The organism is Streptomyces sp. ATCC 21386, from assembly GCF_018728545.1.
Taxonomy (GTDB): Bacteria; Actinomycetota; Actinomycetes; order Streptomycetales; family Streptomycetaceae; genus Streptomyces.
Genome location: NZ_JAAVVL010000001.1, coordinates 8,249,801 through 8,262,299 on the forward strand (window position 1 = coordinate 8,249,801; position 12,499 = coordinate 8,262,299).

The 12,499-nt window shown below is 72.7% G+C and carries 8 protein-coding genes; all 8 read left to right on the top strand.

The features are described from left to right. Positions 1 to 127 precede the first annotated feature (127 nt). Positions 128 to 1,144, top strand: coding sequence for a LacI family DNA-binding transcriptional regulator (locus GWK25_RS35365; RefSeq protein WP_215455575.1), 1,017 nt, complete (start codon positions 128 to 130; stop codon positions 1,142 to 1,144). Further along, positions 1,141 to 2,670: a sugar ABC transporter ATP-binding protein gene (locus GWK25_RS35370; RefSeq protein WP_215455576.1), complete on the top strand. Its 1,530-nt coding sequence runs from the start codon at positions 1,141 to 1,143 to the stop codon at positions 2,668 to 2,670. Before GWK25_RS35365 ends, GWK25_RS35370 begins: the two co-directional genes overlap by 4 nt. After that, positions 2,660 to 4,621 (top strand): substrate-binding domain-containing protein, encoded by a 1,962-nt coding sequence (locus GWK25_RS35375; protein WP_215455577.1) that lies wholly within the window; start codon positions 2,660 to 2,662, stop codon positions 4,619 to 4,621. The genes GWK25_RS35370 and GWK25_RS35375 overlap by 11 nt, the downstream gene beginning before the upstream one ends. 103 nt (positions 4,622 to 4,724) lie before the next feature. After that, positions 4,725 to 5,630, top strand: a complete 906-nt coding sequence (locus GWK25_RS35380) for a ribokinase (protein ID WP_215455578.1) — start codon at positions 4,725 to 4,727, stop codon at positions 5,628 to 5,630. Then, entirely contained in the window at positions 5,627 to 6,016 is a 390-nt protein-coding gene (gene rbsD, locus GWK25_RS35385) for a D-ribose pyranase (RefSeq protein ID WP_215455579.1), read from the top strand. The genes GWK25_RS35380 and rbsD overlap by 4 nt, the downstream gene beginning before the upstream one ends. 123 nt (positions 6,017 to 6,139) lie before the next feature. Continuing rightward, positions 6,140 to 7,090, top strand: coding sequence for a type VII secretion protein (locus tag GWK25_RS35390; RefSeq protein ID WP_215455580.1), 951 nt, complete (start codon positions 6,140 to 6,142; stop codon positions 7,088 to 7,090). Between the two features lie 31 nt (positions 7,091 to 7,121). After that, positions 7,122 to 11,156 carry a type VII secretion protein EccCa gene (gene eccCa, locus GWK25_RS35395; RefSeq protein ID WP_215455581.1) on the top strand — a complete coding sequence of 1,345 codons (4,035 nt, stop codon included), beginning with the start codon at positions 7,122 to 7,124 and terminating at the stop codon, positions 11,154 to 11,156. After that, the coding region (locus GWK25_RS35400) for a DUF6177 family protein (protein WP_215455582.1) at positions 11,153 to 12,499 on the top strand (1,347 nt) is incomplete at its 3' end. The genes eccCa and GWK25_RS35400, both read left to right, overlap by 4 nt.

Below are 12,499 nucleotides of genomic sequence, written 5' to 3' on the forward strand. Positions count from 1 at the left end.
CCCGGCCACACCCCCTGGATCACGATTGAATTTCGGCCACATCCACACCCTTGCCTCATGGCCATGTAATCGATTCCAATCCTCCGTGACGTCGGTGTAATCGATTCCACGAGGAGGTGGGCCGGCGATGGCGAGCATCAAGGATGTCGCGGCCGAGGCGGGGGTGTCCGTCGCCACCGTGTCCCGGGTGCTCAACGACCATCCGTCGGTCAGCGCGGAGGCGCGAGCGCGGGTGATGGCCGCCGTCGCGGCACTGGGGTATCGGCCCAACGCCGTCGCCCGGTCCCTGCGCACCGACCAGACCCACACCCTCGGGCTCGTCATCAGTGACGTGATGAACCCGTACTTCACCGAGCTGGCGCGGGCCGTCGAGGAAGAGGCGCGGGCGCTCGGGTACAGCGTGATCATCGGGAACGCCGACGAGCGGCCCGAGCTTCAGGATCACCATGTGCGGAATCTGCTCGACCGGCGGATCGACGGGCTGCTCGTGTCGCCGACCGACGGTGGTTCGCCGTTGATGCTGGACACCGTGCGGGCCGGGACGCCGATGGTGTTCGTGGACCGGTGGATCCCGGGCGTGGATGTGCCCGTGGTGCGCGCGGACGGGCGGGACGCCGTCAGGGAGCTCGTCGCTCATCTGTACGGGCTCGGGCACCGGCGGCTCGCGATCATCGCCGGGCCGGCCGCGACCACGACCGGCCGGGAGCGGGTCGAGGTCTTCCGGAAGGCCCTGGGTGAGCATGGGCTGGCGTTGCCCGACGCGTACATAGGGCAGGGCGACTTCCAGGCCGCGAGCGGGCGACGGGTGATGGAGAGGTTCCTCGATCTGGCCGAGCCGCCGCAGGTCGTCTTCGCCGCCGACAACCTGATGGCGCTGGGCGCCCTCGACGCCGTGCGCGCGCGTGGGATGCGGGTTCCGGAGGATGTCGGACTCGCCGCCTTCGACGACATCCCCTGGTTCGTGCACACCGATCCGCCGATCACCGCGGTGGCCCAGCCGACGGGCGAGCTGGGGCGGGCCGCCGTGCGCGCGCTGATCGACCGTATCGAGGGGCGGCCCCCGCAGTCCGTCACCCTCCCCGCCCGTCTCGTCGTGCGCCTCTCGTGCGGCGAGGAACACGCACAGAACAGGAGCACGTCGTGAGCGACCCGGACGAGTTGCTGCGCATCGAAGGCATACGGAAAACCTTTCCCGGTGTGGTCGCGCTGGACGGCGTCGACTTCGATCTGCGCCGGGGCGAGGTGCACGTCCTGCTCGGTGAGAACGGCGCGGGCAAGAGCACGCTGATCAAGATGCTCTCCGGTGCCTACACGCCCGACGCGGGGCGGATCCTGGCCGCCGGCGAGGAGGTGCGCATCCATGGTGCGCAGGACTCCGAGCGGCTCGGGATCGCCACCATCTACCAGGAGTTCAACCTGGTTCCCGATCTGACCGTCGCCGAGAACATCTTCCTGGGGCGGCAGCCACGCCGCTTCGGGATGATCGACCGGAAGCGGATGGAGGCCGACGCCGCCGAGCTGCTGGCGCGGGTGGGGGTCGACGTCTCGCCACGCGCGCGCGTGCGTGAACTCGGGATCGCCCGGCTCCAGATGGTCGAGATCGCCAAGGCGCTGAGCCTCGACGCGCGTGTGCTGATCATGGACGAGCCGACCGCCGTGCTGACGACCGAGGAGGTCGAGAGGCTTTTCGCCATCGTGCGACGGCTTCGCGAGGACGGGGTGGGCGTCGTCTTCATCACCCATCACCTGGAGGAGATCGCCGCCCTGGGGGATCGGGTGACCGTCATCCGGGACGGCAAGAGCGTCGGGCAGGTGCCCGCCACCACCCCGCAGGACGAGCTCGTACGCCTCATGGTCGGGCGGTCCATCGAACAGCAGTACCCGAGGGAGCGGGGGGACTCCGGCGAGGCGTTGCTCGTCGTCGAGGGACTCACGCGGGACGGCGTCTTCCACGACGTCAGCTTCGAGGTGCGGGCCGGTGAGGTCGTCGGGATCGCGGGGCTCGTCGGGGCCGGCCGTACGGAGGTCGTGCGGGCCGTGTTCGGCGCCGACCCGTACGACGCGGGGGCCGTGCGGGTCGACGGCTCCGCCGTGCCCAAGGACGACGTGGTCGCCGCCATGGCCGCCGGGATCGGGCTCGTGCCCGAGGACCGCAAGGGCCAGGGGCTGGTGCTGGACGCGTCCGTGGAGGAGAACCTCGGCCTGGTGACCCTGCGGGGCGCGACCCGGGGCGGGTTCGTCGACCTCAAGGGGCAGCGGGCGAACGCGGCCGGGGTCGCCGAGCGGCTCGGGGTGCGGATGGCCGGGCTGCACCAGCACGTCCGCACCCTCTCGGGCGGCAACCAGCAGAAGGTCGTCATCGGCAAGTGGCTGCTGGCGAACACCAAGGTGCTGATCCTCGACGAGCCGACCCGTGGCATCGACGTCGGCGCGAAGGTCGAGATCTACGAACTGATCAACGAGCTGACGGCCGCCGGTGCAGCCGTGCTGATGATCTCCAGTGACCTGCCCGAGGTGCTCGGTATGAGCGATCGGGTGCTGGTCATGGCCCAGGGGCGGATCGCGGGTGAACTGCCCGCCGCCGAGGCCACCCAGGACGCGGTGATGGCGCTCGCCGTCTCGCACCCCACCACCCTTGCGACGGAAACGGAGGCCCCCGATGGCCGCTGACACGCTCAAGAGCACGACGGGCGCGAGTGGCGCCTCGGGAGCATCGGGGCTGCGCCGGCTCCTGCTCGACAACGGCGCGCTGACCGCGCTGATCGTCCTCGTCGTCGGGATGTCGGTGCTGTCCGGCGACTTCCTGACGGCCGACAACCTGCTCAACATCGGTGTCCAGGCCGCCGTCACCGCGATCCTCGCGTTCGGTGTGACCTTCGTGATCGTCTCGGCGGGCATCGACCTGTCGGTCGGTTCGGTGGCGGCGCTGTCGGCCACCGTCCTGGCCTGGAGCGCGACCTCGGAGGGCGTGCCGGTCCCGATAGCCGTGCTCCTCGCCGTCGTCACCGGCATCGCGTGCGGTCTCGTCAACGGCTTCCTCATCTCGTACGGGAAGCTGCCGCCGTTCATCGCGACGCTCGCCATGCTGTCGGTGGGGCGTGGTCTGTCGCTGGTGATCTCGCAGGGCAGCCCGATCGCGTTCCCGGAGTCGGTGTCGCACCTCGGTGACAACCTGGGCGGCTGGCTGCCGGTGCCGGTCCTGGTGATGGTCGTCCTGGGCATCGTCACGGCCGTGGTCCTCGGGCGTACGTACATCGGGCGTGCCATGTACGCGATCGGTGGCAACGAGGAGGCGGCCCGGCTCTCCGGGCTGCGGGTGAAGCGGCAGAAGCTCGTCATCTACGCGCTGTCCGGGCTGTTCGCCGCCGCCGCGGGCATCGTGCTCGCCTCCCGGCTCTCCTCCGCGCAGCCGCAGGCCGCGCAGGGCTACGAGCTGGACGCCATCGCGGCGGTCGTCATCGGCGGTGCCTCGCTGGCCGGTGGTACGGGCAAGGCGTCGGGGACGCTGATCGGCGCGCTGATCCTGGCGGTGCTCAGGAACGGCCTCAACCTGCTGTCCGTGTCCGCCTTCTGGCAGCAGGTCGTCATCGGTGTCGTGATCGCGCTGGCGGTGCTGCTGGACACGGTGCGACGGAAGGCGGGGGCGACGCCGGTGGCGGCCGGTGCCGGTGGCTCCGGGGACCGGAAGAAGCAGGCGCTGACGTACGTGCTGGCCGCGGTGGTCGCGGCGGCGGTCGTGGGCGCGACCTCCTTCCTGCACACCGGCTCGTCGGCGGCGAAGAGCGAGAAGATCGGGCTGTCGCTGTCGACGCTCAACAACCCGTTCTTCGTGCAGATCCGGGCGGGCGCCCAGGACGAGGCGAAGAAGCTGGGCGTCGACCTGTCCGTCACGGACGCGCAGAACGACGCCTCTCAGCAGGCCAACCAGCTGCAGAACTTCACCAGTGAGGGCCTCGGCACGATCATCGTGAACCCGGTGGACTCCGACGCGGTGACCCCGGCGGCCAAGGCCGTCAACAAGGCGGACATCCCGCTGGTGGCCGTCGACCGCGCGGTCAACGGCGCGAACACGGCCGCGCTCGTGGCCTCCGACAACGTCAGCGGCGGAAAGCTTGCCGCCAAGTCGCTCGCCGAGAAGCTGGGCGGCAAGGGCGAGATCGTCATCCTCCAGGGTCAGGCGGGCACCTCCGCCAGCCGGGAGCGCGGTGCCGGCTTCGCCGAGGGGCTGAAGGCCTACCCGGGCATCAAGGTCCTCGCCAAGCAGCCCGCCGACTGGGACCGCACCAAGGGCCTCGACGTGATGACGAACCTGCTCCAGGCCAACCCCGACGTCGACGGTGTCTTCGCGGAGAACGACGAGATGGCGCTCGGCGCGATCAAGGCGCTCGGCGCCAAGGCCGGGAAGTCGGTCCAGGTCATCGGTTTCGACGGCACCGCCGACGGGCTGAAGGCCGTCGAAGCGGGCACGCTGTACGCGTCGGTGGCGCAGCAGCCCGCGGAACTCGGCAGGATCGCGGTGCGCAACGCCGTCGAGGCCGCCAAGGGCGAGAAGGTCGAGCAGTCGGTGATGGTGCCGGTGAAGGTGGTCACGTCCGAGAACGTGGCCGAGTTCAGCGGCTGACGGCGAGGGCGCGGTCAGCGGCTGACGGCTGGGGCCGGTTCGGCCGTTGTCGGCGGCGGCCGGTTTCAGCGGTTGACCTCGAAGGACGCACGAAGGAGCACGCATGTACGACTACGACCTCCTGGTCGTGGGATCGGCCAACGCCGACCTGGTGATCGGTGTCGAGCGGCGGCCGGGGGCCGGGGAGACCGTGCTCGGCTCCGACCTGGCCGTCCACCCCGGCGGCAAGGGCGCCAACCAGGCGGTGGCGGCGGCCCGGCTCGGGGCGCGTACGGCGCTGCTGGCGCGGGTCGGCGACGACGGCAACGGCCGCCTGCTGCTGGACTCGCAGCGGGCGGCCGGGGTCGACACGGCCGGGGTGCTGGTCGGCGGGGCGCCCACCGGGGTCGCGCTGATCACGGTGGACCCGTCGGGCGACAACAGCATCGTGGTGTCGCCGGGCGCCAACGGGAAGCTGACCCCCGGGGACGTGCGCGCGGCGGAGGGCCTGCTGCGCGCGTCCCGGGTGGTCTCCGCGCAGTTGGAGATCCCGTTGGAGACGGTGGTGGAGGTCGTCCGGCGGCTGCCTGAGGGGGCCCGTTTCGTCCTGAACCCGTCGCCGCCGCGGGAGTTGCCTGCGGAGGTGCTGGCCGCCTGTGATCCGCTGATCGTCAACGAGCACGAGGCCCGGGTCATCGTCGGGGGCGAGCTCGCGGGGTCGCCCCCGCCGGAGGACTGGGCGCGGGCGCTGCTGGCGCTCGGGCCGCGGTCGGTGGTCGTGACGCTGGGCGCGGAGGGGGCGTTGGTCGCGACCGCCGAGCGGAGTGCGCGGGTGGCGGCCGTGAAGGTGGACGCCGTGGACACCACGGGTGCCGGGGACGCGTTCACGGCGGCGCTGGCGTGGCGGCTGGGTGCGGGCGCGGAGCCCGCCGAGGCCGCCGCGTACGCGGCCCGGGTGGGGGCCGCCGCCGTCACGAAAGCCGGGGCGCAGGTGTCGTTCCCGACCGCCGAGGAGGTCGCGGCGCTGTGAAGCGGGCCGGGATACTCAACCGTCATCTGGCGGGCGCCATCGCCGAGTTGGGGCACGGGCACGGGGTGCTGGTGTGCGACGCGGGAATGCCGGTGCCCGAGGGGCCGCGCGTGGTCGACCTGGCGTTCCGGGCGGGGGTGCCGTCCTTCGCGGAGGTGCTGGACGGGCTGCTCGACGAGATCGTGGTCGAGGGGGCGACGGCCGCGTACGAGGTGCGTGAGGCGAATCTGGAGGCGACGGCGCTGCTGGAGGACCGCTTCCCCGAGCTGGAGCTGGTCTCCCACGAGGAGTTGAAGGGGATGTCGGCGGGCGCGCGGCTGGTCGTACGGACCGGGGAGGCGCGGCCGTACGCGAATGTGCTGCTGCGGTGCGGGGTGTTCTTCTAGCGACCCTGCGGGCGAGCACGGCGGAATGCGCGGAATGTTTCGAGGGGCCCGGTCCATTGGACCGGGCCCCTCGGGTTTTCCCCTCCGTATCAGAACCTCTAGTACGGTCTCGTGGGCTCGGAGATGGGTATAAGGTACAGGCAGACCCCGCTGCACGCCCCCGACTCCGTGCCCACCATCGATCCTCGGCTGGCCCATGCGCTCGGGCGGCCTCAGCACGGGGAGTCCGTGGCTCGGCGGACGGGGCGGTCCATCCGGAAGCTGGCCGGGTCGGCCGCGCAGGACGTCGCCGAGGAGACGCGGATCGCGCGGGAGTTGCAGCAGCCGGTGACCACCGGACGGGTCATCGCGGTGACGTCCATCCGGGGCGGCGTCGGGAAGTCGACGATGGCCGCGCTGCTGGGGCGGACGTTCAACCACTACCGGCACGACCCGGTGCTGACGCTGGAGGCCGACGCCGCGCTGGGCACCCTGCCGGTGCGGATGGGCGCCGACTCGGTGCGCTGGGCGGCGGCCGACCTCGCGCGGATCCTCAACCCGGCCATGCAGCTCACCGACGTCACCGGCTACCTCGTGCCCGTCTCGGACGGCGGCTGGCTGCTGCCCGCCAGCCAGGGCCGGGTCGGGGCCCCGCTGGACATCCGCACGTACCGCACGGTCACCCTCGCGCTGCGGCGCTACTTCGCGGTGACCGTGGTGGACTGCGAGACCCTGCCGGGCGAGGTGGCCCGTACGGCGATGGACACCGCCCACGCGCGCGTGGTCGTGGCGCCGATGACCGCCGAGGGTGTCAACGGCACCCGCCAGGTCCTGGACTGGCTGGGCCAGTTGCCGCACTCCGCGCTCTCCTCGACCGTCGTCGCGCTGACCGCCAACTCCCCGGACGTCACGCTGGACCGTGCCACGGCCGTCGCCCACCTCAAGGAGTCCGGCGTCCATGTCGTCACCGTCCCCTACGACCGTCACCTCGCCCAGGGCGGCCCCATCCGCACCGCCCTGCTGGGCCAGGAGACCCGCGCGGCGGCGATCACCCTGGCGGCGGAGGCGATGACCCGCGCGGTGAGGATGCGATGAACGACCAGTCGTGTGCGGAAGGGGTCCGTCCGTGACCCAGGAGTTGATTCACCGGCCCGCTCGCAGCACCCGGCCGCAGGGGGCCGCCGGTGCGCGCACCATCGAGCCGCCGCCGAACCTCCCGGAGGGCAAGGCGGGGACGGCCGCCACGGCGCTGCTGCCGATGGCGGGGGTGATGGGCTCGGTCGTGATGATGACCGTGATCCGCAACAGCCAGTTCGCGGCCATCGGCGCGATGGTGCTGGTCATCGCGCTGCTCGGCGCGGTAGCCCTGTTCCTCTCCCAGCGCGGCAAGGCCCAGCGCACCCGGCGCACCCAGCGCGAGCGGTACCTGGAGTATCTGGAGGAGCTGCGCGAGGAGTTCGGCGCCGAGGAACGGGAGCGGCGGGCACTCGCGCGGGTGCTGAATCCGCCGCCGGAGGCGCTGTACGACCTGGTGCGCGACCCCGCCCGGCTCTGGGAGCGGCGGCGGCAGGACGTGGACTTCCTGCGGGTGCGCGTCGGCACCGGTGACGTACCCGTGGCGGGTCTGGCCATCGGGCAGAACCAGGGCGGGGTGATGACCCCGCCGGACCCGTTCATGCTGAACGAGGCACGGGCGCTGCTGGCTCGCTACTCGGTCGCGGGCGGCTGCCCGATCACCGTGCCCTTGGACCGCGCGGGCAACGTCAGCGTGGTCGGCGACCGGGAGGGCGTGCTGCGGGTGGCCCGCGCGCTCCTCGTCCAGGTCGCCGTCTCGCACGCGCCCGACGACGTGGCGGTGGCGCTCGGTGTGCCGGGTGAGCGGCTGGCGGACTGGGAGTGGGCCAAGTGGCTCCCGCACGTGCTGGACGCGCAGGAGCACGACGGCCCGGTGGCGGCCCGCCGGATCGCGCCGAGCCTGCCGCAGCTGGCCCGGCACTTCCGGCACGAGCTGGGCCGGCGCGCGTCGTACGCGGCGGAGGTGCGCCGGGGGCTCGCCGACCGCAAGGCGCTCGGGCTGGCGTCCCGGATGCTCGTCGTGAGCGACGAGTACGGGGAGACGGCCGTCGAACTGCCGCGTCCGGACACGGCGGTGGGGCTCGCGGACATGGGCGTCACCGTGCTGCACCTGCTTCAGGAGCAGGTGCACGAGCCCGATCAGGTGTCGGTGCGGATCACCGTGCGGGGCGACCGGGTCGTGGTGGAGGACCTGCGCGTCCCGGACCCCTTCGCGACAGCCGAACCGCACGCCGTCCCGGCCGCGCACGGTACCTCCGACCAGGTCACCGCCGCCGGAGCCGAGGGGATCGCCCGGCTGCTCGCGCCGCTGCGGCTGTCCGCCGAGTCGGCCGCCGAGGGCACCCCGGTCACCGGGCCCGTCGACTTCCCGGGCCTGCTCGGCATCGACGACCCGGCCCTGCTGAACCTGCACGACCTGTGGGCGCCGCGCGGCGAGCGGGAGTTCCTGCGGGTGCCCATCGGGGTGACGGACCGTCATGATCCGGTGCTGCTGGACCTCAAGGAGTCCTCGGAGCTGGGTATGGGCCCGCACGGCCTGTGCGTCGGTGCGACCGGCTCCGGCAAGAGCGAGCTGCTGCGGACCCTCGTGCTGGCGCTGGCCGCGACCCACTCCCCCGAGGACCTGGCCCTGGTCCTGGTCGACTACAAGGGCGGCGCTACCTTCGCCCCGTTCACCGAACTCCCGCACGTGGCCGGTGTGATCACCAACCTGGAGAACCAGGCGGGGCTCGTCGAGCGCGTGCACTCCAGCCTCGCGGGCGAGGTCAAGCGGCGCCAGCAGGTACTGAAGGACGCGGGCAACGTGGCCGACATCGGCCACTACGCCGCCCTGCGCGCCACCCGGCGGCCCGATCTCGAACCGCTCCCCCACCTCTTCGTGGTGATCGACGAGTTCGGTGAACTCCTCACCGCCAAGCCGGACTTCATCGACCTGTTCCTCTCCATCGGGCGTATCGGCCGGTCCATCGGCGTGCACCTGCTGCTGTCCAGCCAGCGCATCGAGGGCGGCAAGCTGAAGGGGCTCGACACCTATCTCTCGTACCGGCTGGGGCTGCGCACCTTCTCCGCCGACGAGTCGCGGACCGTCCTCGACACCACGGACGCCTTTCATCTGCCGCCGCTGCCGGGCTTCGGCTATCTGAAGGTGGACACCTCGACGTACGAGCGGTTCAAGGCGGGGTACGTGTCGGGCGCGTACCGGGGTCCGGCGCTGGTGGCGCAGGAGGAGGACACGCCGCTCGCCTGGCCGTATCCGACGTACAACACGCTGGAGAGCGCGCCTGCCGCCGGTGAGGCCGCCGACGAGCCGAAGGCGACGAAGCGGGAGACCGGGCCGACCGTGATGTCGGTGATGGTGGACCAACTGGCCGCCGCCGCACGCCCGGTGCGGCGGATCTGGCTGCCGCCGCTGCCGGACGCGATCACGCTGGACGCGGCGGCGGGCCCCGTGCGGGTGGACGAGCGGGGGCTGCGGCTGGCCACCACCACCGGCCCGATGCGGGTGCCGCTCGGCGTGCTGGACGACCCGGCGAAGCAGTGGCAGGGGCACTGGGTGCTCGATCTGACGGTCGCGGGCGGGCACGCGGCGGTGATCGGCGGCCCGCAGTCCGGCAAGACGACGCTGCTGCGGACGCTCGCGCTGTCCCTGGCGACGACGCACACCCCCGCCGAGGTCGGCATCTACGGCCTCGACCTGGTCGGTGGCGGGCTCTCGGCCCTCTCCGGGCTGCCGCACGTCGGCGGCATCGCGGGGCGGGCGGACCGGGAGCGGGCCGCGCGCACGGTCGCCGAGGTGCGGACCATGCTGATCGAGCGGGAGGAGCTCTTCCGCGAGCACGGCATCGACTCCGTCGACCAGCTGCGGCAACTGCGCCGGCAGGGCCGGCTGCGGGAGCTGGGGTCGACGGACATCGTCCTGCTCATCGACGGATTCGGCGCGCTGCGCGACGAGTTCGCCGAGCTGGACGACACCGTCGTGGAGCTGCTCAAGCGCGGCGGCGGGTACGGCATCCATGTCGTCGGGGGCATGCTGCGCTGGAACGACGTGCGGATCGCGACACAGTCGATGTTCGGGACACGGGTGGAACTGCGGCTCAACGACCCGAGCGATTCGAGCGTGGACCGCAAGCTCTCCGAGACGCTGTCGCCGGACACCCCGGGGCGCGTCCTCACCGACGGCAAACTGTTCGCGCAGGCGGCCCTCCCCCGCATCGACGGGCGGCCCTCGACGGGGGATCTCGCGCCGGCGCTGGAGGACGCGGCCCGCACGATCCGCTCCACCTGGCACGGTGAACTGGCCGCCCCAGTAAGGGTGTTGCCGACCCGGCTGTCGTCGGACCGGCTGCCGTCGGTGGTCGCCGAGCCGCACCGGGTGCCGATCGGGGTGGACCAGGACGCCCTCGCGCCGACGCTGCTCGACCTGTTCGGCTCGGACCAGCACCTGCTGATCCTCGGCGACAACGAGTGCGGCAAGACGAACCTGCTGAAGCTGGTCGCGGCGCGACTCGTCGAGCGGTACTCGGACGAGGAGCTGGTCTTCGGCGTGTTCGACCCGAGGCGCGGACTGCGGGGAGTGATCCCGGAGCCGTACCGGGGCGGGTACGCGCACAACGCGAAGCTCGCGGCGGGGCTGTCGAGCGGGATCGCGAGCGAGCTGGAGAAGCGGATGCCGGAGAGCGCCGACCCGGACGCGCTGACCGACGAGCCCGCGTTCCAGGGCCCGCGGATCGTGATCCTGGTCGACGACTACGACATCCTGACCACCGCCGGGCAGCAGCCGCTGGCCCCGTTCCTGCCGTACGTCTCGTCGGCGCAGGACATCGGGCTGCACTTCGTGATCACGCGCCGGGTGGCGGGCGCCTCCCGGGCGATGTACGAGCCGCTGCTGCAGACCCTGCGCGAGACCGGTACGGCCGCGCTGCTGATGACCGGCGAGCGCAGCGAGGGCCAGCTCTTCCCCGGCCTGTACGCGTCGGCGCAGCCGGCCGGGCGGGGCACGCTGGTCCGCCGGGGCCGGCCCCACCAGCTCATCCAGACCGCGCTCGACGACAGCGCACTCGACAGCGAGGAGGGCCACCGCCCGTGACCAAGGACGTCATCGCCCTCACCCCGAAGATGCCCGATGTCTGGGCCCTCATGGCGAGCCTGTACGCCGGCGGCTCCGACCTGGACCTGTCGGCGGCGGCCGAGGGCGCGGTCGTCCAGTTGCACGGGCCCGGGGGCCGCCCGCTGGTGTCCGTGGAGTCGCCGGTGCTGGTCCAGGTCCCCGGTGAGGCGGAGCGGCTGCTCGGGCAGGGCGCGGCGACCCCGTACTGGTGGACGGAGGCGCGCGCCTCCACGGCCGTCCCGGAGGCGGAGCGGCTCGCGGGAGTGGTGTGCGGGCGGCTCAACGCCCTGCTGGGCGGCTCGACCTGGCCGCCCGGGGCGGCGAGCACGCAGGTGGTCGACGTGTCCGCCGTGCCGTCGGCGGGGTCGGGGCAGCCCGCCGTGGACGTGGTGACGGAGAACGCGGCGGTCGTCCTCATCGACCGGCCGGTGGTGGCGCTGACCAGCTGGCTCGCGGAGATCATGCGGACGGCCGCGGTGTCCCGGCGGTCGCTCCAGATCGTCACCCCGGCCGGCGTGCGGCTGACCCCGGCCGCCCGGTCGACGCTCGCGCGCGTCCCCAACCGGTGGGTCGTCCAGGACCCGGAGTGCGGCTACTACGACGGGCTGTCGGGGGCGGTGCTGCGCTGGCAGGACGGCGCGTTCTCACCCGCGCTCGCGGAGGACGGGACGGCGGCGGTGGCGGCGGCGTTCACGCGCGGGGTGCGGGGCACGGCACCTGCCCCGGCGGACGTTCCGGCGCAGGGGAGGGTGGACGGGACGGCGGACGGGACGGCGAACGGCTCCCACGGCGGCCCGGCGGACGGGGACGTTCCCGGCCGGCAGTTGATCGTGGCCCTGCGTACCGTGCACCGGGCCGACGAGCACCTCCTGCTGGGCGGCGGCCTGGAGGCGGCCTGGAAGGCGTTGACCGGCACGGCACCGGCGGGCTGGGGTACGGCCGAGCCGGTCAACCTCCCTTGGTCGCCAAGGCAGTTGACGGATCTGGCCCGGGAGCGGGCGCCCGAGCCCTCGCAGTTGATCGTGGTCGGCACCCCGGAGCGACCGGCCATGGCCACGGTCCGGGTGACCCGGACGACGAAGGGCGTGGAGGAGGACGCGGTCCTCACGCTCGGGTACACGGCCGGCGAGGACCCGCCGCTGGACCGGATCGAGGCACTGGCCGACACCCTGGTCCGGGAGCACGGGCTGCGGACCATGCTGACCTCGGTGCGCCTGGCCCGCGCCGACCTGACGACCGCGCCCCGGCTGGAGGGCCCGCCGATCCCGTACGCCTTCACGCTCGGCCCCGACGACGTCCACACCATCGGCCTGGACCACGCC

What these genes read in the sequence shown, in the direction of transcription:
- GWK25_RS35365 (WP_215455575.1), top strand. Translation starts at nt 128, where the DNA reads ATGGCGAGCATCAAGGATGTCGCGGCCGAGGCGGGGGTGTCCGTCGCC.
- GWK25_RS35375 (WP_215455577.1), top strand. Translation starts at nt 2,660, where the DNA reads ATGGCCGCTGACACGCTCAAGAGCACGACGGGCGCGAGTGGCGCCTCG.
- GWK25_RS35380 (WP_215455578.1), top strand. Translation starts at nt 4,725, where the DNA reads ATGTACGACTACGACCTCCTGGTCGTGGGATCGGCCAACGCCGACCTG.
- GWK25_RS35390 (WP_215455580.1), top strand. Translation starts at nt 6,140, where the DNA reads ATGGGTATAAGGTACAGGCAGACCCCGCTGCACGCCCCCGACTCCGTG.